General features: G+C 72.1%; 22 protein-coding genes. 5 read left to right on the top strand and 17 right to left on the bottom strand.

Annotated features, from left to right (window positions below):
- Positions 1-61: 61 nt before the first annotated feature.
- From ACWDR3_RS39290 to ACWDR3_RS39265, 6 genes are all read right to left on the bottom strand, one after another.
- A complete protein-coding gene (locus ACWDR3_RS39290; RefSeq protein ID WP_450357389.1) occupies positions 62-679 on the bottom strand; it encodes a sigma-70 family RNA polymerase sigma factor in 618 nt (205 codons plus the stop codon).
- Between the two features lie 155 nt (positions 680-834).
- A complete protein-coding gene (locus ACWDR3_RS39285) occupies positions 835-1,494 on the bottom strand; it encodes a hypothetical protein (protein ID WP_450357388.1) in 660 nt (219 codons plus the stop codon).
- Between the two features lie 215 nt (positions 1,495-1,709).
- Complete coding sequence (locus ACWDR3_RS39280) at positions 1,710-2,225, bottom strand: copper chaperone PCu(A)C (RefSeq protein ID WP_450357387.1); 516 nt, start codon at positions 2,223-2,225, stop codon at positions 1,710-1,712.
- Positions 2,222-4,486 carry a heavy metal translocating P-type ATPase gene (locus tag ACWDR3_RS39275; protein WP_450357386.1) on the bottom strand — a complete coding sequence of 755 codons (2,265 nt, stop codon included), beginning with the start codon at positions 4,484-4,486 and terminating at the stop codon, positions 2,222-2,224. The genes ACWDR3_RS39280 and ACWDR3_RS39275 overlap by 4 nt, the downstream gene beginning before the upstream one ends.
- Positions 4,486-4,749: a hypothetical protein gene (locus ACWDR3_RS39270; protein ID WP_450357385.1), complete on the bottom strand. Its 264-nt coding sequence runs from the start codon at positions 4,747-4,749 to the stop codon at positions 4,486-4,488. The genes ACWDR3_RS39275 and ACWDR3_RS39270 overlap by 1 nt, the downstream gene beginning before the upstream one ends.
- Positions 4,750-4,871: 122 nt before the next feature.
- The gene (locus ACWDR3_RS39265) at positions 4,872-5,804 is read right to left on the bottom strand and encodes a serine protein kinase RIO (RefSeq protein WP_450357384.1); all 933 of its coding nucleotides are present in this window, start codon (positions 5,802-5,804) and stop codon (positions 4,872-4,874) included.
- Positions 5,805-6,097: 293 nt separating this feature from the next.
- Here ACWDR3_RS39265 and ACWDR3_RS39260 point away from each other — a divergent pair, with 293 nt between their 5' ends.
- Positions 6,098-6,877 carry a DUF4142 domain-containing protein gene (locus ACWDR3_RS39260; RefSeq protein ID WP_450357383.1) on the top strand — a complete coding sequence of 260 codons (780 nt, stop codon included), beginning with the start codon at positions 6,098-6,100 and terminating at the stop codon, positions 6,875-6,877.
- A gap of 232 nt (positions 6,878-7,109) precedes the next feature.
- Positions 7,110-7,562, top strand: coding sequence for a flavin reductase family protein (locus ACWDR3_RS39255; protein WP_450357382.1), 453 nt, complete (start codon positions 7,110-7,112; stop codon positions 7,560-7,562).
- Here ACWDR3_RS39255 and ACWDR3_RS39250 read toward each other — a convergent pair.
- The 10 genes from ACWDR3_RS39250 to ACWDR3_RS39205 all read right to left on the bottom strand — a co-directional run bounded on the left by ACWDR3_RS39250 (position 7,499) and on the right by ACWDR3_RS39205 (position 18,000).
- Complete coding sequence (locus ACWDR3_RS39250; protein ID WP_450357381.1) at positions 7,499-8,737, bottom strand: sensor histidine kinase; 1,239 nt, start codon at positions 8,735-8,737, stop codon at positions 7,499-7,501. The genes ACWDR3_RS39255 and ACWDR3_RS39250 overlap by 64 nt on opposite strands.
- Complete coding sequence (locus ACWDR3_RS39245; protein ID WP_450357380.1) at positions 8,734-9,507, bottom strand: ABC transporter ATP-binding protein; 774 nt, start codon at positions 9,505-9,507, stop codon at positions 8,734-8,736. The genes ACWDR3_RS39250 and ACWDR3_RS39245 overlap by 4 nt, the downstream gene beginning before the upstream one ends.
- Positions 9,508-9,597: 90 nt before the next feature.
- Positions 9,598-10,326: a response regulator gene (locus ACWDR3_RS39240; protein ID WP_450357379.1), complete on the bottom strand. Its 729-nt coding sequence runs from the start codon at positions 10,324-10,326 to the stop codon at positions 9,598-9,600.
- Positions 10,323-10,574, bottom strand: a complete 252-nt coding sequence (locus ACWDR3_RS39235; RefSeq protein ID WP_450357378.1) for an acyl carrier protein — start codon at positions 10,572-10,574, stop codon at positions 10,323-10,325. Before ACWDR3_RS39235 ends, ACWDR3_RS39240 begins: the two co-directional genes overlap by 4 nt.
- 60 nt (positions 10,575-10,634) lie before the next feature.
- Entirely contained in the window at positions 10,635-12,254 is a 1,620-nt protein-coding gene (locus tag ACWDR3_RS39230) for an FAD-dependent oxidoreductase (RefSeq protein WP_450357377.1), read from the bottom strand.
- Positions 12,247-13,764: an amidase gene (locus ACWDR3_RS39225; RefSeq protein ID WP_450357376.1), complete on the bottom strand. Its 1,518-nt coding sequence runs from the start codon at positions 13,762-13,764 to the stop codon at positions 12,247-12,249. Before ACWDR3_RS39225 ends, ACWDR3_RS39230 begins: the two co-directional genes overlap by 8 nt.
- Entirely contained in the window at positions 13,761-15,314 is a 1,554-nt protein-coding gene (locus tag ACWDR3_RS39220; protein WP_450357375.1) for an FAD-dependent monooxygenase, read from the bottom strand. The genes ACWDR3_RS39225 and ACWDR3_RS39220 overlap by 4 nt, the downstream gene beginning before the upstream one ends.
- The gene (locus ACWDR3_RS39215; RefSeq protein ID WP_450357374.1) at positions 15,311-16,576 is read right to left on the bottom strand and encodes a cyclase family protein; all 1,266 of its coding nucleotides are present in this window, start codon (positions 16,574-16,576) and stop codon (positions 15,311-15,313) included. Before ACWDR3_RS39215 ends, ACWDR3_RS39220 begins: the two co-directional genes overlap by 4 nt.
- Before the next feature lie 29 nt (positions 16,577-16,605).
- A complete protein-coding gene (locus ACWDR3_RS39210) occupies positions 16,606-16,941 on the bottom strand; it encodes a hypothetical protein (protein WP_450357373.1) in 336 nt (111 codons plus the stop codon).
- A 30-nt stretch (positions 16,942-16,971) separates the two neighbouring features.
- Positions 16,972-18,000: a ketoacyl-ACP synthase III gene (locus ACWDR3_RS39205; protein WP_450357372.1), complete on the bottom strand. Its 1,029-nt coding sequence runs from the start codon at positions 17,998-18,000 to the stop codon at positions 16,972-16,974.
- Positions 18,001-18,498: 498 nt separating this feature from the next.
- Here ACWDR3_RS39205 and ACWDR3_RS39200 point away from each other — a divergent pair, with 498 nt between their 5' ends.
- Positions 18,499-18,765 (top strand): acyl carrier protein, encoded by a 267-nt coding sequence (locus ACWDR3_RS39200; RefSeq protein WP_450357371.1) that lies wholly within the window; start codon positions 18,499-18,501, stop codon positions 18,763-18,765.
- On the opposite strand, the gene ACWDR3_RS39195 is transcribed toward ACWDR3_RS39200, so the two are convergent.
- Positions 18,728-19,765, bottom strand: a complete 1,038-nt coding sequence (locus tag ACWDR3_RS39195; protein ID WP_450357370.1) for an acyltransferase domain-containing protein — start codon at positions 19,763-19,765, stop codon at positions 18,728-18,730. The two genes, ACWDR3_RS39200 and ACWDR3_RS39195, sit on opposite strands and share 38 nt — an antisense overlap.
- A 181-nt stretch (positions 19,766-19,946) precedes the next feature.
- Between ACWDR3_RS39195 and ACWDR3_RS39190 the strand changes: the two genes are divergently transcribed.
- Positions 19,947-21,227: a beta-ketoacyl-[acyl-carrier-protein] synthase family protein gene (locus ACWDR3_RS39190; RefSeq protein ID WP_450357369.1), complete on the top strand. Its 1,281-nt coding sequence runs from the start codon at positions 19,947-19,949 to the stop codon at positions 21,225-21,227.
- The coding region (locus tag ACWDR3_RS39185) for a ketosynthase chain-length factor (protein ID WP_450357368.1) at positions 21,224-22,431 on the top strand (1,208 nt) is incomplete at its 3' end. The genes ACWDR3_RS39190 and ACWDR3_RS39185, both read left to right, overlap by 4 nt.

Below are 22,431 nucleotides of genomic sequence, written 5' to 3'. Positions count from 1 at the left end.
CCCGCTTCTCCACCCCGGCCGACCTGCTCCCGATGATCCTCGAAGAGGAGCGCTGACGCGCTCAGACCGCCACTACGGCGGGCTCGTCCGCCTCCGCGAGCAGATCCGTCAGAGCCGCCCGCGCCCGTGCCACGCGGGAACGGACCGTGCCGATCGGGCAGTCGCTCGCCTCGGCCGCCTCCGCGTACGGGAGACCCAGCAACTGGGTGAGGACGAAGGCCTCGCGGCGCTCGTCCGGCAGCGCGGCCAGCAGGTCGAGGAGCGCGACGCCGTCGTCGAAACCGGGCAGGTCCAGCGGCTGGGCCAGCTCGATCGCCAACTGCCAGTCCGGTACGTCGGACAGGCGGGGTCTGGCGGCCGCGTACCGGTAGCTGTCGATGACGGCCCGGCGGGCGATCGACAGCAGCCAGGAGCGCGCCGACGAACGGCCCTCGAAGCGGTGCAGGCTGCCGAGCGCGCGCAGGAACGTGTCCTGTGCCAGGTCGTCGACGGCCTGCGGATCGCCGCAGAGATGGGCGACGTACCGCTGGACGTCGCGTTGCAGAGCCCTGACGAATTGCTCGACCGCGTCCGCGTCACCGTGGCGGGCGGCGAGCGCCCACGCGGTTATCGACTCGTCGAGAGCTGCCGACTTCTTCTCGCCTTTGCCGCGCGAAGCAGGCAGGGCAGGAGTGATCACCTGGAGTCCTTCTCAGTCATCCGTGATCCGGACCGGGGCACGCGGGAACGCGCTCGGTCCGGTGAGGGGGAAAGGACGGCCCTACGACGCCTGCGCGGACGTACGACCGTGGTCCGGGGCACGCCTCACGGGCGGCCTCGGCATACCGGCTGTCTTCAGACGACAGCGGTCCGAACCGGCGGCCCCCGAGAGGTGATCGCGTGGACCAGGAGGAGAAGCCGTGGCGCCCGGTCCGAGAGGAACCGGCGCCCACGGACGCGCGGACGGTCCGTGGGCGTGGGCAGGGCGAGCAACAGGCGTAGCGGAGCTGCCAGTCGGCCGGCGACGGCGCGCAGGATGCGGAACGCGGCCTTCTCGCCGTAGGCCAGCCAGAGCCCGCACAGCAGCGCGGCGAGCAGGTGGGCGACGAGCATGCCGGACGACGACATGCCGCCGGTCGACGTGTCCCCCATGTGCATGGCGTCCATGTGCACGGAGTCCATGTGGCTGGTGCCCATGTGCCCCATGTCCATGGAGTCCACCGAGCCCATGTTCATGGTCGCGGTCGCCGGTTCACCGGCTGCCGACTGGGCGAGCGAGAACGCCGAATGCAGCACCGTCTGGGCGCCGACCACGACCGTCACGATGAGAGGGCGCCCGCGCTCACGGCCCGTCAGGCACCAGCCCGCGCTACCGGTCGCGACGAGCCCGGCGACCAGTGCCCATGCGGGCACGGGGTTCCCGGACATCATCACGTGGCCGAGGGAGGCGAGCACCACACAGACGGCCGCGAACACCGCGGCCCGTATCGCGCGAGAACTCCACCCTGGCCTCATGGCGCCTCATCCTTGCATCAGGGCGTCGACCGTCACGTGTTGGTACGCAAAGCCACAGCCCACCACACTCAATCCACAGCATGTGACCCAGGCCACGACAACTGGCGGGAACTAAAAGGGAATTGCGTCCGACCCTTGTGAGGGGAGGCCGCAACTCCTGGGCGAGACAGCCCCCTTCCCCGCCGTGGCTGTTGTTCGCGATTGCCAAGAAGCTGTCACTGCTCGGACGGCCGGACCACCACCGCGATCGTCCTGACCGCCCCGCTGCGCTCGAAGTGCAGCGTGAACGGCACGAGGTCGCCCGCCCTCCAGCCCGCCCCGGCCCGCAGGCTCACGTCCACGTCCTGCGGCGACATGGCGAGTTCGCGGCCCGCCCGGACGACCACCGACTCCACGTCGGCCCGGTAGGCGGTCGCGCCGTCTGCCATCCGATGGCGGCTGAGGGTGATCTCCCCGCCCGTGGCGGACGACGTCACGCCGACGAGGCGGTCGTCCGAACCGCCTAGGTTGGAGACGTCGAAGAACGCGGCGGTGTCCGTGTTGGCGCCGTAGGGCAGGTAGACCCGGCTGTTGGAGACGGCGATCCTGGCCGGGCTGCCCGCCTGCCCGGCACCGGCCCAGGCCGTCAGCCCGGCCAGGGCGACGCCGCACACGGCGACGGGCGCCACCGCGGCGAGCAGGGTGTCGGCGAGTCGGCGGCGGGTCGGCCGCCAGGGATGTGGTCCGTTCATCGGGTACGCCTCCCAGCGGTCGACGTCGGCTGCCAACCGCGCAGCCGCAGGCTGTTGGCGACGACCAGCACCGAGCTGACCGACATGGCCGCGGCCGCGAGCATGGGGTTGAGCAGGCCGACCATGGCGAGCGGCACGGTCACGACGTTGTAGCCGAAGGCCCACACGAGGTTGGCGCGGATGGTGCCCAGGGTGCGTCGGGCCAGTCGTACGGCGTCCGCGAGTGCTTCGATGTCGCCGCGTACGAGGGTCACGTCGGCGGCGCCGATGGCCACGTCGGTGCCGGTGCCCATGGCGATGCCGAGGTCGGCGAGGGCGAGTGCCGCGGCATCGTTCACTCCGTCGCCGATGACAGCGACCTGGCAGCCCTGCTCCTTCAACTCCCGTACGAGGTCGGCCTTGTCCTCGGGTGAGCAGCGAGCGTGCACCTCGTCGATGCCCAGCGCCGCCGCGACGGCCCGGGCGGGCGCCTCCCGGTCGCCGGTGGCCAGTACGGGCCGGACGCCGAGTCGCCGCAACCCGTCCACGGCGCGGTAGCTTCCGGGTCGTACGACGTCGCCGATCTCGATCAGCGCCTCGGTCACGCCGTCCACGCGTACCAGGACCGGGGTGTGCGCGGCGGTCTCCGCCGCATTCAGGGCCGCCGTGAGCGCGTCGGGCAACTCGCCGTCCGGGGCGAGGACTTCGACCAGTCGTCCCCCGACGCGGCCTCGCACCCCCTTCCCCGGCAGGGCGCTGAAGCCGCTCACTTCCGGCAACGCCCTTTCAGGCAAGGCGCGTTGGGCATACGCGGTGATCGCCCGGCCCAGCGGATGTTCCGAGCCCCGTTCGACCGCGCCGGCCAGTCGCAGCACCGCGTCCTTCCCCAGCCCGTCCGGTACGGCCGTGACCCGGGCGACGGTCATGTGCCCGGAGGTGAGGGTGCCGGTCTTGTCGAGGACGACGGTGTCGAGCTGCCGGAGCCCCTCCAGTGCCTGCGGTCCGGTGACGAGAACGCCCAGTTGGGCGCCGCGGCCGGTCGCTGCCATCAACGCGGTCGGAGTCGCCAGACCCAGCGCGCACGGACAGGCCACGACGAGCACGGCCACGCACGCGGTGAGGGCGGCCTGCGGCTCGGCCCCGGCGCCGAGCCAGAAGCCGAACGCCGTGACGGCCAGCGCCAGCACGACGGGTACGAAGACTCCGGCGACCGAGTCGGCCAGCCGCTGCGCCTTCGCCTTCCCGGCCTGAGCGTCGGTCACCAGCCGTGTGATCCGGGCGAGTTGAGTGTCGGCACCGACGGCGGTGGCCCGTACGAGCAGCAGCCCACCGGAGTTGACGGCCCCGCCGACGACGGTCGAGCCCGGGCCCACCTCGATCGGCTCGCTCTCGCCGGTGACCAGGGACAGATCCACGGCCGAACTGCCCTCCGTCACCTGCCCGTCGGTGGCGACGCGCTCACCGGGCCGCACGACGAAGACCTGCCCGACCCCCAACTCCTCGACGGGGACGAGCCGCTCGACACCGCCTTCGCGCACCGAGACGTCCTTGGCGACGAGTTGCGCCAGTGATCGCAGTGCGGCCCCGGTGCCGCGCCGGGCCCGCGCCTCCAGGAAACGCCCGGCGAGCACGAACAGCGTCACGCCGACGGCCGCTTCGAGATAGATGTGGGCGACGCCTTCCGAGGCAGCGGGCACCAGCGTGAACGGCATCCGCATCCCGGGGTCACCCGCGCCCCCGAGGAAGAGCGCGTACGCGGACCAGCAGAAGGACGCCACGACACCGAGGGACACCAGCGTGTCCATGGTGGCCGCCGAGTGCCGCAGCCCCCGCACGGCACGCACGTGGAAGGGCCACGCGCCCCACACGGCGACCGGGGCGGCCAGCGCGAAACACAGCCACTGCCAGTTGCGGAACTGGAAGTCGGGCACCATCGACAGGACGAGGACCGGTACCGCGAGCAGCGCCGTGACGAGGAGCCGGTCGCGCTCCTGCCGCACCTGCTCCAACTCCTCGTCCCCGCCGGCGCGTTGCTCCTTCCTCTTCGGCGGCGCGGGAAGGGCCGCCGTATAGCCGGCCTTCTCGACCGCCTCGACGAGTTCCGCGGGGCCGATCCGCGCCGGATGGCTCACCCTGGCCCGTCCGGTGGCCAGGTTGACGGTCGCCGTGACCCCTTCCAGCTTGCCGAGCTTCTTCTCGACGCGTTTCACGCAGGCGGCACAGGTCATGCCGCCGACGGTGAGATCGGTCGTCACGAAGACCGCCATCGGTTCGGCACCCATCAGTTGCCTCCGCCGTGCATGTCCATGTCTTCCATGCCTCCCGTGCCACTGTCTCCGTCACCGGTCCCGTCGGTGCCACCGGTGCCGCCCGTATTACTGGTGCCGTGTATGCCGGGCGCGACGGGTCCGACGCCGGACCCGACGGCGTACGAGGTGGCGAATATCAGGGTCAGCAGCAGAAGGAAGCCGCAGAGCGCGGGAGGGGGCGCTGCCTTCCGCAGCACCGCACCCGCGCGGGAGGGGGATTGTCGGAACTCGTCCATCACCGGTCTCCAGTTCGCGTCGTACGGCAGAGGTCGGTATTCGTGGATCGAGCCGCACGCTTCAGGAGTCGGACGGAAGGGGCTCCGAGTTCCCGAACACGGGGGTCGCCGGCATGAACGATTCAGAAGGCGTGCGCCATCAGTTCCGCGAACAGCTCGTGCTCGTCGACATCAAGGCCCCGCGAGCGGAACCAGCCGCAGATGTTGGCGCAGTCGCGCTGGAGGAAGGTCATCCCGTTGAAGTTGCCGACCAGGTCGACGATCTGCGGCAGATCGATGACCACCAGCCGCTCGCCGGCCGCCAGGATGTTGTACGCCGAGAGGTCGCCGTGCACGACGCCGTTCTGCACCATCGTCGCGAGCGCGTCGGTGAGTTGCTGGAAGTACGACGCCAGCAGCTCGGGCGAGGGCCGGGTCTGGGCGAGCCGGGGCGCGGTCTCGACCGTGCCGTCCTCGCCGTCAACGGTGATCCACTCCATCAGGATCTCGGTGCCGTCGATCTGGACCGGGTAGGGCACCGGCAGCCCGAGCTCCCAGAGCCGCACCAGCGCACCCCACTCGGACACCGCCCACTCACCGGCCGCGACCTGCCGGCCGAACGTGCTCTTGCGCTTGACGGCCCGCTCGTCACGGGAGCGCTTCATCGAGCGGCCCTCGGTGTAGGACGCGGAGCGGTGGAAGGACCGGTGTTCGGGAGAGCGGTACCGCTTGGCCGCCATGACCACACCGGCGTCGGGGTCGCGTGGGTCGGCGCGCTCGACGAGGTGGACGTCGGCTTCCTTGCCGGTCTTGAGGACGCCGAGTTCGGTGTCGATCGCGCCCTGCGAGGTCACGACCCAGTCCGGGAGCGGCTCGGGACCGCGGGAGAGGGGTTCGACGCTGAGCCAGGTCGACCAGCGCTGGCCGTCGGCGAGGTCGTCGTCGTAGGGACGGAATTCGAAGACGAACCGGTCGTCGATGTCACCGAGGCCGTCCGAAGGCGGGACGCGACGGGAGGGACCGGTGATGAAGTCGTCAGAAAACGCCGGGTGTTGCGAGAGATCGTCGTGAGACATCGCTGGAGGTGCTCCATGAAGTGAGTGAGAGGTGGTCTGCGGGCAGGCCGAAAACAGTCGTGGTCACGGTCGTGCCTCCTCTCGTGGAGCACCGGGCAGCTCCCGATGTCCCGCCCATGCTGAGGGACGGACGCAGGGAGCGGCAACCGAATAAATCAGTCGCCCAACACCCTGTGCGGATACGCGTTGTTGACACCGTCCGGCGTCACGCAATCTTTACCCGGCGCAAGGGTGCCCTTTCCATGCATCGCCCGTACGACCGGGCAGTCGCACCGCCCGCATCAGGAGGCCCCATGCCCCTCTCGCGCAGCACGCTCGGATCCCTCGCCGTCGGCGGGGCGCTCACCGCCACCCTGGCCGCGCTCGCCTACCCCAGCATGCTCGGCGTCCAGACCACGGCCTCCGACCAGGCCCGGGTCATCGCCAACACCCAGTGGGGACCGCTCACCGAGGCCGACCGCAACTTCGTCGTCTTCGTACGCTCCGCCGGCCTCTGGGAGAGCCCCTCCGGGAGCTTGGCCATGCAGAAGGGCACGACCCCGGCCGTACGCGAGGCCGGACGGCACCTGGTCGTCGGACATGCCGCGCTCGACGCCAGCTGCCGCACGATCGCCCCCGAGCTGAACATCACCCTCCCCGACCAGCCCACGCCTCAACAGCAGGGCTTCTTGGCCAACTTCCGCGCGGACAAGGGCAAACAGTTCGACGCAGACTTCGCCAACACCCTGCGCACGACCCACGGCTCGATCTTCAACGTCATCGCCAAGATCCGCTCCACCACCGAGAACACCCTTGTCCGCGCACTCGCCGACCAGGCCAACGACGTGGTCCTGGACCACATCACCCAGATGGAGAAGACCGGCCTGGTCAACTTCGGCCAGGTCAACTTCCAGGAGACCACCCCGCCCAAGCTCCCGGCCGCGCAGGTGACACCACCGGTGCCGCAGCCGGGCGCGCCTCTGGTCACCCTGACTGTGCCCCCGGGGTTGTCGACCGAGGGCGTACCGACGGGACCGGCCACAGCACCCTCCCCCACGTCCCCCTCCCCCGCGGCGTCCCCGACCACGGGATGAGTCCCAGGACGCAACCGGTGAGGAACGTCGGACGAGATCTGGGCGGAGAGAAACAGGTCTCCTCTGTGCGAGGAACACCCGGGAGGTGGCGGCCGTCGGCTCCATCGGGTGTCCAGTCGGCTTCGAGGGCGGGTCGGCAGCCTCGGGAGTGAGGAAACACGGAGGCGCTATGGCGGTTCATGCGAGGCAGTTTCGGGATCTCTTCGGGGCCTTTCCCGCGGCGGTGTCGGTCGTGACGACCCTGGACGGAGGAGGGGCGCCGCAAGGGTTCACGTGCACCGCGGTGACCGCGGTGTCCGTGGAACCGCCCCTGCTGCTGGTGTGCGTCGGACGGCAGGCGCGGACGCTCCCGGGGCTGGTCGCCTCAGGAGTGTTCGTGGTCAACGTGCTCGCCGACGGGGGCCAGGAGACGGCGCGGGTGTTCGCGAGCCGTTCGGACCGGAAGTTCGCCGGGGTGCCCTGGCTCCCGTCCGTGGTGGCCGGAGGGGCGCCCGTCCTGCTGGAGGGCGTGCTGGCCCGGGCCGAGTGTGTGGTGGTGCGGACGGTCGAGGCAGGGGATCACCGGATCGTCATCGGGCGGGTGGACACGATCGAGGTGCTGCCCGGCAGTCCGGTGCTGTATCAGCAGGGGGAATTCGGGGTCTGGGAGGGGCCGCAGCGGTCCGTCCTCGGAAGGGCGCCCTGAGCCCGCGGATCTTGGTTCCGGCTTGCGTGAGCGGTCGTGAGCCTGCGCGGTAACCGCACTTCGAAGCAGGCCCCCAGTCCCAGACCGTCCGACATCGCCCTGATGTCCCCGCCGTGGCCGCGGGCGATGCCCCGGGCGATCGTCAGACCGATGCCGCTGCCGCTCGCCGGGACGGCACGCCCCGGATGCTCAACGCGTTCGAAGCGAGCGAAAATGCGCTCCAGGTCGTCCGGCGCCAAGCCGATGCCGGTGTCCGAGACGGCGACGGCGACCTCCTCCCCGTCGGCACGGACGCCGACCGTAACCCGGCCGCCGGGGGGCGTGGCGGCCAGCGCGTTGCCCACGAGGTTCGTGACGACCTGGGCGAGACGGTCCGTGTCGAGTTCCGCGACGGTGCGGTCGGCCGGGGTTACGCACAGGTCGACGCCACCCTCGACGAACTGGGGGCGCAATCGCTCCACGCTGCGGCGGACGACCTGCGACACATCGGTGCGCTCCGGGCGCAGGGCGAAGGCGCCCTCCTCGATCCGCGACAGCTGCGACAGGTCCTCGGCGAGCCTCTGCAGCCGGTCCAGGTCCTCCAGGAGGGAGGCCAGCATGGCCTGGTCCGGCTGGAAGACCCCGTCCGCGATGCCGTCGATCTGGCCGCGCAGGGTGGCGAGCGGGGTGCGCATCTCGTGTGCCACCTCGGAGACCAGGCGGGCCCGGCGGCGTTCGATGTCGGCGAGCGCCGCGGCCAGTTGGTTCACATCACGTACGAGGGCGGTGAGACCGGGTTCGCCGGGCAGCTCCACGCATTCGCCGTAGCGGCCGGCGGCGAGGTGGCGGACGGCTGAGCGCACCCGGTCGAGCGGGGTGAGCAGCACCTGGGAGAGGGCGCCGGCGAAGAGCACCGCCACCACGAGGCCTACTACCAAGGTGACCAGCATGGAGTCGCCGAAGGCGTCGACGACGTTGCGGGAGACGGACTCGGCATGCGAGCCGTCCCTGCCGCGGATGGCGCGCTCGAACTCGTTGGGCGTTCGGCACCATGCCGCCACCGTCATCGCCACCACCGCGACGACGAGAACCCCCAAGTGGGACAGGACGAGGCGGGTGCGCAGCCGGGTCGAGACCAACCGCCGCCGTACGGCCGCCACGCATCGGCCGGGCCAGCCCTTCCGGCCGCTCCTCACCCGGCAAGTCCGTACTGCCGCAAGCGCTCCCGTACCGCGCTCGCGGTGGGGTGCCGGAGGGTGTCGACGACCCGGCCACCGGCGAGGAAGACGGCACGATCGGCGTGGGCCGCGACCTCCGGATCACGGGTGACCGCCACGATCGTCCGGCAGATGCCGACCGCCGTCTCCCGCAGGAAGCGCAAGGCTCCGTCGGCCGCGCCGACCGACGGCTCGTCGACGAAGACGATCTCTGGACCGTGGATCAAGGCGCGGGCCACGGCGGCGCTCCGGAGCTCCCCGGTGGACAGTTCGCCGGGGCGCCGGCCCAGCCGGGTGCCGAGACCGAGGCGGTCGACTAGTTCGTCGACGAGGGCCGGGTCGGGGCGGACACCCGCCAGGGACCAGGGCATCAGCAGGTCCTCCCGCAAGGTGCGGCCGGGGGCGAGGCCGTATCCCTCGAAGGCCCGCAGGACGAAGCCGACGCGGGTGCGGCGCAGCAGGGTCAGTTCGCGCTCGTCCAGCGAGCCCAGGTCCGTGTCCGCGATCCGGGCCCGGCCGGCGGTGAGCCGGTCCAGTCCGGCGGCGCAGCGCAGCAGCGCGGACTTCCCGGAGCCGGCAGGACCGAGGACGGCGGTGCACTCGCCGGCGGCGAACTCGACGGTGACCCGGTCCAGGGCGCGGACCTCGCCGCCCGGGCCGTCGTAGGTCTTCACCCCGGCGGCCACGGACGCGGCGGCGCGGGTGGTCTGTACGGTGCGGGGCGCACTCTCGGTGCCGATGGTCTTCATACCGCCCAGCACACCACCGGTCCATGTGGCGCTGACGGCGCGGACGATGAAGCTTCCGTGAAGCGGACCGTGCCGGAGGGGGCGCACGGGTCACCCGCCCGGACGGGCCAGGAAGCGGTACCCGACGGCGCGTACCGTGCCGATGTAGCGGGGCGCGGCCGCGTCGTCGCACAGGGCCCGGCGCAGTGTGCGGACATGCACGTCGACCACCCGTTGGTCACAGAAGGCGTAACGGCCCCACACATGGTCGACGAGCTGACGCCGGGTGAATACCCGGCCGGGCGCGCGGGCCAGGGCCAGCAGAAGGTCGAAGTCGAGCGCGCTCAGCTCGGCTTCGAGGCACGGCTCGTCACCTGGCCGCGCAGCGGTGCGCACCGTGCGGGAGACGGGGTCGATCACCATGCCGTCGAAGCAGAGCGACTCGTCCTCCGGCTGCCCGCGCTCCGGACCCTCACTGCGGCGCAGTATGGCCCTGACGCGCAGGGCCAGTTCGCGGGCGCTGAACGGCTTGGTGACGTAGTCGTCGCCGCCCGCGGTGAAACCGATGATCCGGTCGACCTCCTCGGCGCGCGCGGTCAGCAGGATCACCGGAGTGTCGTCGGTGGCCCGCAGCCGGCGCAGCACCTCGTAGCCGTCCAGACCCGGAAGCATTACGTCCAGGACAACCAGATCCGGCCGGTCGCGGGTGATCGCGCGCAGCCCGGCGGCCCCGTCGGCCGCCTCGACCACCTCGAAGCCGTCGGCCTCGAGGTAGCCACGGACGACCATACGGATCTTGGGCTCGTCGTCGACGACCAGGACCCGGCCGCCGCCCGTCACGGAGTGCGGGCCGCGTCCAGGGCGCGAAGGACCGCGCGCGGAGTGGCCGTGCCGGTGAACTCGTCCTCGGGCACGGCCACCCCGAACTCGCGCTCGATCCGGGCGGCGGTCTCCATCAGGGCCAGGGAGTCGTAGCCGAGGTCGGCGAAGGTCGCGTCCAGGATGTCGCCCCCGAGGTCGACCGCCTCGTCCTCGCCGGCGCACTCGGCCAGGATGCGACGCAGGTCGTCGATGGTCATGGTGCACATGTCTGCCTCTCCTTCTCTTTCGTCACTGAGCCTCCTCGTCGCTGAGGTGTACGGCTGGCCTCAGAGCCCTGTCGCGGCCCGCCCGAACCAGGCGCCCAGCGCTCCCGCCAGCCGCTGCCCGTCCAGGTCTGCGCCGACCGGCAGCGCCCAGGCCACGCACCCGTCGGGACGGATCAACAGGGCGTCGACGTCGTCGCGTTCGGCGCGCGCGGAGATCAGACGGACCCGATGGGCCCAGGGCTGCGCGACGCGGTGTATCTCGGGCCGGTCCCCGACGGCGAGCAGGACACCGCGCCCCTGGCCCCACAGCTGGGCGAGCCGGGTCACGCCGGTGTCGCCGGACAGCTTCATGTCGGCGCACAGCGTGCCGGTCAGGAGGTGGTCCTGGTCGTCGGAGAGGTCGTACCGGACGTCCATACCGGCCATCGTGTCCGCGATCACGCGGTGGACCTCGTCGATGTCGAGGAGTTGGTCGAACAGCTCGCGCAGCGCGCCGGTCCGGGGGTCAGGGTGCATGAGAGCGATCTGGGCGCGGGTGTTCTGCAGCAGGCGGGCGGCGACCGGGTGACGCTCGGCGGTATAGCTGTCCAGGAGGTGGTACGGCGCCCACCGCTGAACCTGCGCGGCCAGCTTCCAGCCCAGGTTGGCGGCGTCCACCAGGCCCACGTTGAGACCCTGACCACCGACGGGGGCGTAGATGTGGGCGGCGTCGCCGGCGAGCAGCACGCGCCCGAAGCGGTAGGTCGGCACCTGGCGGGCGGTGTCGATCCAGCGGGTCCCGGAGGACATGTCGCTGATGGTGACGTCGGTGCCGCTGACCCGGCGGATGCTGTCCTGGAGCTCCTGGACGGTCATCGGCGGCGCGTCCGGCGCGGGCGGGCCGTCGAACTCCACGGTGGACAGCCGGTTCACGCCCAGTCCGTGCACGTACAGGCCGACCGGCGTGTAGTGGAAGCCGGGTGCGAGCTTCTCGGCGTCGGCCATCTCGACCACCGCCATGCGTCCGGTGACCGAGGGGTCGGTGCCGGGGAAGTCGAAGCCCGCCAGGCGGCGTACGGTGCTGTCGGCGCCGTCGCAGCCCACCATGTACTCGGCGTGGACGTGCCGGACACCGTGCGGGGTGTCGACCTCGACGACGACGCGCTCCTCGTCCTGGTGGAGCCCGGTGATGGCGTGTCCGCGCAGTACGACCGCCCCCAGCCGCAGGGCGTGGCGGTGCAGGATCGCCTCCAGGACCGGCTGTTCCACGCGGACCCGCCGTCGGCCGGGGTCGGTGCGGCGGGCCGGGTCGATGCGTTCCAGGCCGGCGAAGTGTTCCTTGGGCGCCTTGCGGGCCGGTGCCTTCCCCGGGTCGGAAGGACCTTCTCCGGCACCGGACTTGGCAGCCCACTCGGTGAACATCCGGGCGTACTCGGCGAGGGTGTCCTGCTCGGCGGCCAGGAGTTCGTCGCCGAGCCCCAGCCGTTCCAGCGCCTCGAAGGCGAGGGGGCCCATCGACCCGGCGCGGGGCAGCAGGTCCGGTTCGGTGCGCTTCTCCAGGACCAGGACGTCCACTCCGGCCCGGCGCAGCTCACAGGCGAGCATCGTGCCGACCGGGCCGCCGCCGGCGACGACGACGGGGTACCTCTCGTGCTTCCACTCTCCGGCCACCGGCTTCTCCCTCGCGGTGCTGTCAGACATGGACCTCCCCCTCCGTGCGCTGTGCCGTCGTGTCCGCGGCCATGCCGGGCGGGCGCCTGAATCCGCCGGTGAGCCGGGCGAGCAGGTCCGCGACCCGGGTGACGGTGCGGTCCTCCAGATACGGGCCCACGACCTGGAGCCCCACGGGCAGCCCGTCATGGGTCAGGCCCACGGGTACCGAGGCGGCCGGCAGGCCGGCCAGGGTGGCCGGGCTGGTCCAGCGGATCAGGTCCCAGTACGGGCGCGGACGTCCGTCGACGGTGATGCGGCGGGCGGCAAGATCGGGGTTCTGGTCGTGCGGTACGCCCGTGGTGCAGGCGACCGGGCAGACCAGTACGTCGTACTCGGTGAAGAACTCCGCCCAGCGGGCCCGCTGTTGCTCGCGTGCCTCGTCGGCCACCAGCCAGTCCCGGTGCGGCTGGGTGGCCGCACGCAGCATCGTGGCGAACGGGCCCGAGTCCTCGGGGGCGAGCCCGGCGGCGAGGGCGCGGTTACGGTCGTACACCGCCTGCGGGACCCCGCCGCTGATCGCGGCCTGGAGCAGTCGGTCGTACAGCGGGTCGTGCCCGCTCCGGTCGACCGGGCGGACCTCGGTCAACCGGGCGCCGGCGGTGCCCAGTCGGGCCACGGCGGCGGCGAGGACGTCCCCGGTCGCGGAGTCCACGGGGCAGTCCGGGTCGTCCAGCCACACCCCGACCCGGAGCCCGGCGAGGGAGGCGGAGCGTGGCGGCGGCAGGGTCAGCCGCCAGGCGACGGCCCGGTCCGGGGTGGGGCCGGCCAGCACGTCGAGCGCGAGGTCCAGGTCCCGTGCGTCGCGGGCCAGGGGCGCCAGGGTCACCATGTCGTTCGACTTGAGCGAGCCGGGAGCGCGCGGGATGTGGCCGCGGGTGGGGAGCAGACCGTACGAGGGTCGCAGGGCGAACACGCCGCAGCAGTGCGCCGGATAGCGGGCTGAACCGGACAGCTCACCGGCGAGTTCGAGAGCGGTCAGTCCGGCCGCGAGCGCGGTGGCGGCGCCTCCGGAGGAGCCCCCGGGGGCGAGACCGGGGTCCCACGGGTTGTTGGTGGTGCCGAAGACCGGGTTGTAGGTCTGGGCATCGGCGGCGTAGGTGGCGGTGTTCGTCTTGCCGAACACCACCGCGCCGGCGGACCGCAGGCGCGCGACCGCGTCGGCGTCGCGGTCCGGGACGTGCCCGGCGAGTTCCGCCGCTCCGGCGGTGGTGCGCATACCCGCCGTCTCGAGGGTGTCCTTCACCGTCATGGGCAGGCCGTGCAGCGGTCCTACGTCCTCGCCGCGCGCCAGCACCTCGTCGGCCGCGTCAGCACCGGTGCGGGCACGGTCGGTGTCGAGGGTGACCACCGCGTTGAGGTCGGGGTTGAGGCGCTCGATGCGGGCGAGGTACAGGTCCAGGAGCTCCCGGCTAGAGATCGCGCGGCGGTGAATGGCGGCGAGGAGATCGGTGGCGGAGGCGAAGGCGAAGTCCTCGTCGTCCGGGGTCGTGATGCTCATGGCCGGCTCCCTTCTGCGGTCGGATCTCCGGTCAGGGCCCCGGCCGGCTCCCGGGTCGGTTCTCCGAACCAGCGCCGCAGCGCGTCCGCGAGGCCGTCCGTACCGTCCGGGTCAGTGCTCACCCAGGCGATGTGACCGTCGGGACGGACGAGGAGGGCCGACGCTCCCTCGAAGTCGAGGGTGTCCGTGTCGTGCGGTGCGGCGACTACGGCGTCGACGCGGTCGCCCCAGGCCTCGGTGAGCGCGGTGCGGGCGCGGCTCTCGCCCAGTTCGAGCAGCAGGCCGCGGGCCCGGTGCAGCAGTCCGGTGGTGGTGACCGGCCCGTCGGCGGTGCGCAGCGACCGGTGCGGCAGGCCACGGCCGAGGAGCGGATGGTCGCCCGCCTGGACGTCGTAGCGGACGCCGATGGCGCTGAGCTGTTCGGACAGTGCGGTGTTGACACCGTCGTGCCCCATCAGCTCGGTGAACAGGGTGCGCAGTGCCTCGACGTCGGCGCCCGCGGACATCAGCAGGTTCTGGACGCGGGCGTTGAGGACGACGCGGGCCGCCGTCGGGTGGCGCTCGTCGTGGTAGGTGTCCAGCAGGCCGGGCGGGGCCCAGCCTGCTACCTCGGCTCCGAGTTTCCAGCCGAGGTTGACGGCGTCGTGCAGCCCGCAGGTGAGCAGTTGGCCTCCGGCCGGTGGCACGACATGGGCCGCGTCGCCCGCGAGCAGCACCCGTCCGCGGCGGAAGCGTTCTGCCAGGCGTGTGGTGTTGCCGTGCCTGCTGACCCAGTGCGGGGTCCCGGCGGACAGGTCGAGACCGGCGACCCGCTCGGCGGCATCGCACACCTCGGCGAAGGCCGGAGCCTGGGCGGCTCGGGCCGGCGGGCGGTCGAAGTCGTAGACGACGACCCGGAAGACGCCCTCGCCGACCGGGAACACCGCCCACAGACCCCGGTCGTTGCGCTCGAAGAACTTGAACGACAGGTCGAGACCGGACACGTCCGCCATCAGCGCGTCGACGGTGGACGGCACGCCCGGGTAGTCGATCCCGGCGGCGCGGCGCACGGTGCTGCGGCTGCCGTCGCAACCGACCAGGTACGAGGCGGTGACCACGGTGGTGTCGTCGGCCGGGCCGCGGACATCCAGCTCGACACGGTCCGGGTGCTGCCGTACCCCGGTCACCTCGCGGCCGTGCCGGATACGGGCCCCCAACTCCCCTGCCCAGGACCCGAGTTCGCGCTCCACCCGGCTCTGCGGGACCATCATGGCGCCGTACGGGGTGTCGAGGCGGCCGAAGTCCAGCGGCTGGGCCAGCGCCCCGTAGTGGGACCGGGTGAGCAGGGGCTGTCCGTCGAACCGGCCGAGGATGCCGCGCTGGTCCCACAGCTCCACGGCCCGGGGATTCACGCCCAACGCCCGGGACTGACCGCTCGGTTCGGGCAGCTTGTCCAGGACCAGCACGTCGGCGCCGGCGAGGCGCAGTTCGGCGGCGAGCATCAGGCCGGTCGGGCCGGCGCCGGCGACCACGACATCGGCGTCGAGTGCGTCATGTACGGGTGCGCTCACGGAGTCGTGCTCCCTTCGGGATCCTCGATCACGGCCACGACCCGGGTCCAACCGGCCCCGGCTCCGGCCACGGCCACCGGAAAGCAGCTCACGTCGAACCCGGTGGGGCCGGGCAACCGCCCGAGGTCGGTGAGCTTCTCCAGCTGGAGGTACTCCTGCGTCCGGCCGTAGACGTGGGCGGGCCACAGACAGCCCTGATCGCCGGTGCGCCGGTACTCCTCGATCATGGCGCCCATGGGCCGGTCCAGGCCCCAGGCGTCGATCCCGATGACCCGCACCCCCGACTCGGCGAGGAACGCCGTCCCTTCTCCGGTCAGACCGGGGAACCGGCTCAGGTACTCGGCACTGCCCCACAGCGCGTCGGCACCGGTCCACAGCAGCACGATGTCGCCGGGTGCCAGTGTGTGCCCGGCCTCGTCCAGGGCGGCGATGAGGTGCTCGACGGTGATGCCCTCACCAGGCGGCACGTGCCGTACGTCGAGGCGTACGCCTGGTCCGTAGCACCACTCCAGCGGCACCTCGTCGATCGACTTGGCGGGCTTGCCGCCGCTGAAGGGGCCGTAGTGCAGGGGGGCGTCCATGTGGGTGCCGGTGTGCGTGGTCAGTGTGACCGTCTCGTTGGAGATGGCCATGCCGTCCGGGAAGTCCTCGGGAGTGAGGCCGAGAACGGTGGCGCCGGTGACGTGGTCGAGCAGGTCGACGGTGACCGGCGTGGCCTCGCTGGGGGTGTCGCGGGTGGCGAAGCTGAGGTCGACGAAGGTCTTCACCCGGCGCTCACCGCCTCGGGCCGTACGGCGCTCCGCCTCGGTGAGTACCGCTCCGAGGTCGGCGACGCTGTTGCGCTCGACCGCCGCTTCCAGCAGCGCGCTCGCCTCGTCGGCGGTGAACCGGCCGGCCACCAGGCCGTCATCAGCGGGTTCACGGACGGTGAAGTCGTGGGTCAGGACCAGCTGCGTACGGGTGGCGTCCAGGACGAAGGCACGCCACTCGCCGCTCATGCCGCCGACGATCGGCGCGGTCTCCAGCTGACGGTAGGCGATGACGTGACGTTCCGCGTCCAGGTCACGGCGGGAGGTCCAGGTGACCGTCTCGCCGTTGACGTCGACGTGCAGCCTGACCGTCTGGTGTCCGGGGCCCTCTTCGACGATCTCCACCTTCTCGGTGGGCGGGAAAATGTCCGCGTAGCCCTCCACGTCGACGAGGATCTGCCAGATCACCTCCCGCGGGGCCTGGACGGTGACGGTGTGTTCGACATGTCGCATTCGGGTTCTCCTCGTGGCGTGCGGACCTGTCAGGAGGCGGCTGAGGTCAGGTCGAGCTGGCGGTGGTTGGCGTACGCGGCCTCGAAGCCGAGCCGGGCCTTCCAGTCGGTGATGAAGTCGTAGACGGCGGGCAGTTCGCTGAACTTGGCGAGCGTGTCGAGGTCGGCGCAGGCGAACTGGACGATGTACGCCGCGGTCATGCCCCGGGCCCGCTCGTCCGCGGCCAGCCACAGATGGGGCTGGACGTCGAACGCGGTCATCAGGCCGGTGCCCAGGACGAGTTCGCGGGCCGCGGCGAAGAACTCGTCGAGCTCTTCGGCGCGGGCGGACTCGGGGAACCGGTAGATCAGGGTGTGGACGATCACGTGCGTTCTCCCGGTGTGTGGGTCGGGTGGTCAGGTGCGGGCGATGTCGTCGGGACAATCGGGCAGGAGCACGGTCTGGCCCGCGTAGCTGAAGCCCGAGCCGAAGCCCATGACGAGCGCGGGGCCGCCGCCCGGCACCGCACCCGAGCGCACCAGCCGGTCCATGGCCAGCGGCACGGAGGCGGAGGAGGTGTTGCCGGAGTCGGCTCCGTCGCGGGCGACGGCGACATGACCGGGCAGCCCCAGCCGGTCGACGAGGACCTCGATCATCCGCAGGTTGGCCTGGTGCGGGACGAACGCCGTGAGGTCCGAGGGCGTGAGCCCGGCACGTTCCAGAGCCAGCCGGGCGGCGGGTACGACCTGTTCGACGGCCCAGCGGAAGACCCGCCGCCCGTCCATCTCCAGGACCGGCCGGCCCAGCGCCGGGTCGGCGGCGAACCGGTCCCAGGTCGTACTCATCCGTAGCGCCTCAAGACCGCTGCCGTCGTTGCCGCGAACGACCGGCCCGATGCCGGCGCGCGCGGACGGTCCGACGACGGCGGCGCCGGCTCCGTCACCGAACAGGAAGGCGAGACGCCGATCGGTCATGTCGACCACGTCGGTCATCCGCTCGACGGCGATGACGAGGACGTACCGCGAACCGCCGGCGGTCACGGCATCGGCGGCGAGTGCGAGGGCGTGGCAGAAGCCGGAGCAGCCGGCCGAGATGTCGAAGCCGCCCGCACGGACCGCGCCGAGGGCGTGCGCGACGGCGATCGACAGCGGCGGGGTGTGGGCGAAGTTCGTCATCGTCGACACGACGACGCAGTCCACCGACTCCGCCGCGACACCGGCGTGTTCGAGAGCCTGCCGGCCGGCCGCGACGGCCATGTGGAGCAGGGTCTCGTCGTCGTCGGCGATCCTGCGGTGCCGGATTCCGGTGCGGGACTCGATCCACTCCTCGGTGGAGTCGATCCAGGTGCACACCTCCTTGTTGCCTACCTCGCGGCGCGGACGGTACGCGCCGACCCCCAGAACCCGGCTGTGCCGTCGGGCATGGACACGCAGAGGGTGGTACACCGTGGCAACCTCCTGAAGGTCTGTGCGCACCGGACGGCTTCGAGCATGCGCGTGCCCCCCTCGAACCCGGCCGGAGCCCGGCTTGAGCCCGGCCCCGGCGCAGGGGCCGTCCGGCGGATCGGGCCGGCTGCAGGAAGCGGCGCCGCTCAGGCGGCCCGAGCGGGGTCCGGTGCGTGCGGCCGCAAGGGGAGGGGCGGCGACGTGATGGTGGTCCCCGCGCGAGGTCGATGGACGGACGAGCCGGACCGATACCCGGAGCGGGAGTCCCGGTCACCGGGCGAAGCGGCGCCGGTCGTGGTCGCCGATGCCGGCTGCGGCACCGGCACCGGCTACCGAGCGCCGTCCCGGCGCGACCGGCATCGCCACACCAGCCTCGTCACCGCCGCTCCGAGGCTCATTTGGCGGGAGATCTCAGTACGTCGACCGGTGTTCGACCCGGCCTCGACCCCGGCTGCCGACAGTGGGTGCCACTTGTGACCCTTCCGGCAGGAGGCCCGTATGGACCCGTTCACCCTCAGCGACCTCAAGCGCATCGTCGACCAGTGCGTCGGCACCGACGGCTCGACGGACTTCGGCGAGACCGGTGCCGGCAGCACCTTCAGTGATCTCGGACTGGACTCGCTCGCCGTGTACGAGGTGGTCACGCGGATCCAGGACGAGCGCGGTGTCACGGTCCCGGACGAGGACCTGGACGGGCTCAACACCCCGCGCCTGCTCGTCGACTTCGTCAACCGGCGGCTCGTGGAAGCGAGCGCCCGGGGCTGACCCCGGCCAGCGTCCGCAGCGCACCCCGCCAGGACGCCAGCGTGCCCTCGGCACCGGACGGCAGTACGGCGAGCACCTCGCTGCGGCCGGTTCGTACCGCCGGGTGGCGTCGGGCCAGTACCGCCAGGTCCTGGCCCGGGCCGGCGTCGACGAGCAGGTGGTCCCGCTCGGTCAGCAGTCCGTCCAACGCCGGCCAGAACAGCACGGGTTCGGCGAGCTGACGGGCCCAGAATCCGGGGTCGAGCGCCTGTGTGCCGGTGACGTAGCGACCCGTCCGGGTCGAGCAGATGGGGATGCACGGCGGGCGCAGTCGCATCCCGGCGAGCACCCGGGTGACGCGCTCGCCGGCCTCGCGGGCCGCCGGGGAGTGGAACGGCAGCCCCGCCCGCACCACGCGGAAGGCAATGCCGGCGGCCCGCAGGCCGTCCGCCACCGCCGACAGCTGCGGCTCGGGACCGGCCAGCACGGTCTGTCGCGGTGAATTCAGCGCGCCGACCACCACGCTGCCCGGGTGGTCGGCCGGGCCGAGGTGGGCGCTCAGTTCGGCGGGGGCCGCGGCGACCGCGAGCATGCCGCCGGCCCGCAGCCCCGCCAGGGCTGTCGACCGCGCGACCATCAGCCGTGCGGCGTCGGGCAGGTCCAGGACTCCGGCCAGCGTCGCCGCGGCCAGTTCGCCGACGCTGTGCCCCAGCAGCACGTCGGGCCGCACGCCGCGGGCGCGCAGGGCCCGTCCCAGCGCGTACTCGACGGCGAACAGCAGCGGTTGCGCCCGCCGGACCCCGTCCATGAGCTCCGCCGACCGGTCCGACCCCGCGAGCCAGTCGGCGCGCATCGGCGGGCCGTCGCCCGATCCGAGCAGAGCGAAGAAATCGTCCATCGCTGCGGTGAACTCCGGTTCGTGTCCGTACAGTTCCACGCCCATTCCGGGGTGCTGCGAGCCCTGGCCCGGCAGCAGCAGGGCGATGGGGCGCCGCCTGGGCGGTGTGCGATGAGTGGTCATGCTGCCCCACGCTCACAGGCGGCCCTCGACTACGGCTCGACTACGGCTGCCGCCCGCCGGCGACCACTGGCCCGCGATCCGTCCTTGAGGCTCGTTCGAGTCACCGCCCGCACTCTCGAACACATCGGAACGCAACACAGCAGCCAACTCACCGTCGACTCCCCTTTTCTGGAGGCCTGTAGTGGATCGAGCGGAACGACGAGCGGTGATCACCGGGATCGGGGTCACAGCCCCGGGCGGCCCGGGGACCAAGGGCTTCTGGGACCTCCTGACCGCAGGGCGCACCGCCACCCGACGCATCTCCTCCTTCGACCCCTCGCCCTTCCGCTCCCAGGTCGCCGCGGAGTGCGACTTCGACGCCGTCGCGGCGGGCTTCACCCCGCGCGAGATCCGGCGCATGGACCGCGCGACGCTGTTCGCCGTGGCCTGCGCCCACGAGTGCGCCCAGGACAGCGGGCTGGCCTTCGCCGACCTGGATCCGACCCGGACGGGCACCAGTGTCGGCACCGCCGTCGGCGCCACGACCAGCCTGGAGCGCGAGTACCTGGTCATCTCGGACTCGGGCCGCGAATGGCTCGTGGACCCGGACTACGCCACCCCGCACATGTACGACTACTTCACCCCCGGCGCAATCGCCGCCGAGGTCGCCAGGACGCTCGGTGCCGAGGGTCCGGCGGCGGTGGTGTCCTCCGGGTGCACCTCCGGCCTGGACTCGGTGGGCCACGCCTTCCGGCTGATCAGCGAGGGCAGCGCGGACGTGATGCTGACCGGTGGGACCGACGCGCCGATCTCACCGATCGCGGTGGCCTGCTTCGACGCGATCAGGGCCACCACGCCGGACAACGACGCTCCGGAGTCCGCGTCCCGGCCGTTCGACCGCACCCGCGCCGGTTTCGTCCTCGGTGAGGGCGCCGCCATGTTCGTACTGGAGGAGTACGAGCACGCCCGGGCCCGCGACGCGCACATTTACGCCGAGGTGACGGGCTACGCGACCCGCTGCAACGGCTACCACATGACGGGGCTGAAGACCGACGGACGCGAGATGGCCGAGGCGGTCACCCGTGCGCTGGAGGAGTCCCGGATCGATCCGACGGCGGTGGACTACGTCAACGCGCACGGGTCGGGCACGAAGCAGAACGACCGGCACGAGACCGCGGCGTTCAAGCGCGCGCTCGGTCCGCACGCGTACGACGTGCCGGTGAGCTCGATCAAGTCGATGGTGGGGCACTCGCTCGGGGCGATCGGATCCATCGAGATCGCCGCCTGCGCGCTCGCGATCGAGCACGGGGTGGTGCCTCCGACGGCGAACCTGCGCCACCCGGACCCCGAATGCGACCTGGACTACGTGCCGTTGACCGCGCGCGAGCAGCGCGTCGACACGGTGCTCTCCGTCGGCAGCGGATTCGGCGGTTTCCAAAGCGCCATGGTGCTGCGCAGGCCGAGCGTCGTGGACTCCATATGACGACGGGGCGCACGGTCGTGACCGGCATGGGCGTCCTCGCGCCCAACGGGTCGAGCACGGAGGAGTTCTGGGAGGCGACGCTCAAGGGCCGGGCCGGCATCAGCGAACTGCATCGCTTCGACGCCTCCCGTTACCCGGCGCGCCTGGCCGGGCAGATCCTGGACTTCGATGCCGAACGCCACATCCCCGGGCGGCTGTTGCCGCAGACCGACCGGGTAACGCGACTGGCGCTGCTCGCGGCCCAGAACGCGCTGGACGCCGCCGGTGTGGACCCCGGCACCCTGGCCGACTACGACATGGGCGTCGTCACCTCCAACTCGGCGGGCGGCTTCGAGTTCACCCACAGCGAGGTCCACAAGCTCTGGACCAAGGGCCCCCAACACGTGAGCGTCTACGAGTCGTTCGCCTGGTTCTACGCCGTGAACACCGGCCAGATCTCCATCCGGCACGGCATGCGCGGCTCGTCCGGCGTCCTGGTGGGCGAACAGGCCGGTGGCCTCGACGCGATCGGGCACGCCCGGCGCACCGTGCTGCGTGGCACACCGCTGGTGGTAACCGGGGCCGTGGAGTCGTCCCTGGACCCGTGGGGCTGGCTCAGCCATCTCTCGTCGGGGCGGGTCTCCCGCTCGGCCGACCCCGCCCGCGCCTATCTGCCCTTCGATGAGGAGGCCGACGGTCACGTCCCCGGCGAGGGCGGAGCGATCCTGGTGCTGGAGGACGAGAACGCGGCCCGTGAGCGCGATGCCGCCGCGGTGCACGGCGAGATCGCGAGCCATGCCGCCACCTTCGACCCGCCACCGGAATCGGGGCGCCCGCCGGGCCTGGCGCGCGCCGCCCGGCTGGCGCTGGCCGACGCGGGGGTCCGGCCCGCCGACGTGGACGTGGTGTTCGCGGACGCGGCCGGCGTGCCCACATTGGACAGGGCCGAGGCCGACGCGTTGACCGAGGTGTTCGGCCGCCGGGGCGTGCCGGTGACCGCGCCCAAGAGTCTGATCGGCCGCCTGTCCTCGGGCGGCCCACCCCTGGACGTCGTCGCCGCGCTGCTGGCCATCCGCGACGACGTCATCCCGCCGACCGCGCACACCCGCGCGGTACCGCCCGCCTACGGCCTGGACCTGGTACTGGACGAGCCGCGCAGCGCGCGCGTCCGGGTGGCCCTGGTCCTGGCGCGGGGCTACGGCGGATTCAACGCGGCGGTCGTGGT

This window comes from Streptomyces sp. NPDC001002, from assembly GCF_053599215.1.
The sequence above is the reverse complement of the archived record's forward strand: the minus strand, read 5'-3'. Positions and strand labels throughout refer to the sequence as shown.

Bases quoted from the DNA above. Each gene is read 5' to 3' on its own strand.
- ACWDR3_RS39270 (WP_450357385.1), bottom strand. From the start codon at position 4,749: ATGGACGAGTTCCGACAATCCCCCTCCCGCGCGGGTGCGGTGCTGCGG.
- ACWDR3_RS39235 (WP_450357378.1), bottom strand. From the start codon at position 10,574: ATGTGCACCATGACCATCGACGACCTGCGTCGCATCCTGGCCGAGTGC.
- ACWDR3_RS39260 (WP_450357383.1), top strand. From the start codon at position 6,098: ATGCCCCTCTCGCGCAGCACGCTCGGATCCCTCGCCGTCGGCGGGGCG.
- ACWDR3_RS39265 (WP_450357384.1), bottom strand. From the start codon at position 5,804: ATGTCTCACGACGATCTCTCGCAACACCCGGCGTTTTCTGACGACTTC.
- ACWDR3_RS39275 (WP_450357386.1), bottom strand. From the start codon at position 4,486: ATGGGTGCCGAACCGATGGCGGTCTTCGTGACGACCGATCTCACCGTC.
- ACWDR3_RS39245 (WP_450357380.1), bottom strand. From the start codon at position 9,507: ATGAAGACCATCGGCACCGAGAGTGCGCCCCGCACCGTACAGACCACC.
- ACWDR3_RS39230 (WP_450357377.1), bottom strand. From the start codon at position 12,254: ATGTCTGACAGCACCGCGAGGGAGAAGCCGGTGGCCGGAGAGTGGAAG.
- ACWDR3_RS39195 (WP_450357370.1), bottom strand. From the start codon at position 19,765: ATGACCACTCATCGCACACCGCCCAGGCGGCGCCCCATCGCCCTGCTG.
- ACWDR3_RS39225 (WP_450357376.1), bottom strand. From the start codon at position 13,764: ATGAGCATCACGACCCCGGACGACGAGGACTTCGCCTTCGCCTCCGCC.
- ACWDR3_RS39285 (WP_450357388.1), bottom strand. From the start codon at position 1,494: ATGAGGCCAGGGTGGAGTTCTCGCGCGATACGGGCCGCGGTGTTCGCG.
- ACWDR3_RS39200 (WP_450357371.1), top strand. From the start codon at position 18,499: ATGGACCCGTTCACCCTCAGCGACCTCAAGCGCATCGTCGACCAGTGC.
- ACWDR3_RS39215 (WP_450357374.1), bottom strand. From the start codon at position 16,576: ATGCGACATGTCGAACACACCGTCACCGTCCAGGCCCCGCGGGAGGTG.
- ACWDR3_RS39280 (WP_450357387.1), bottom strand. From the start codon at position 2,225: ATGAACGGACCACATCCCTGGCGGCCGACCCGCCGCCGACTCGCCGAC.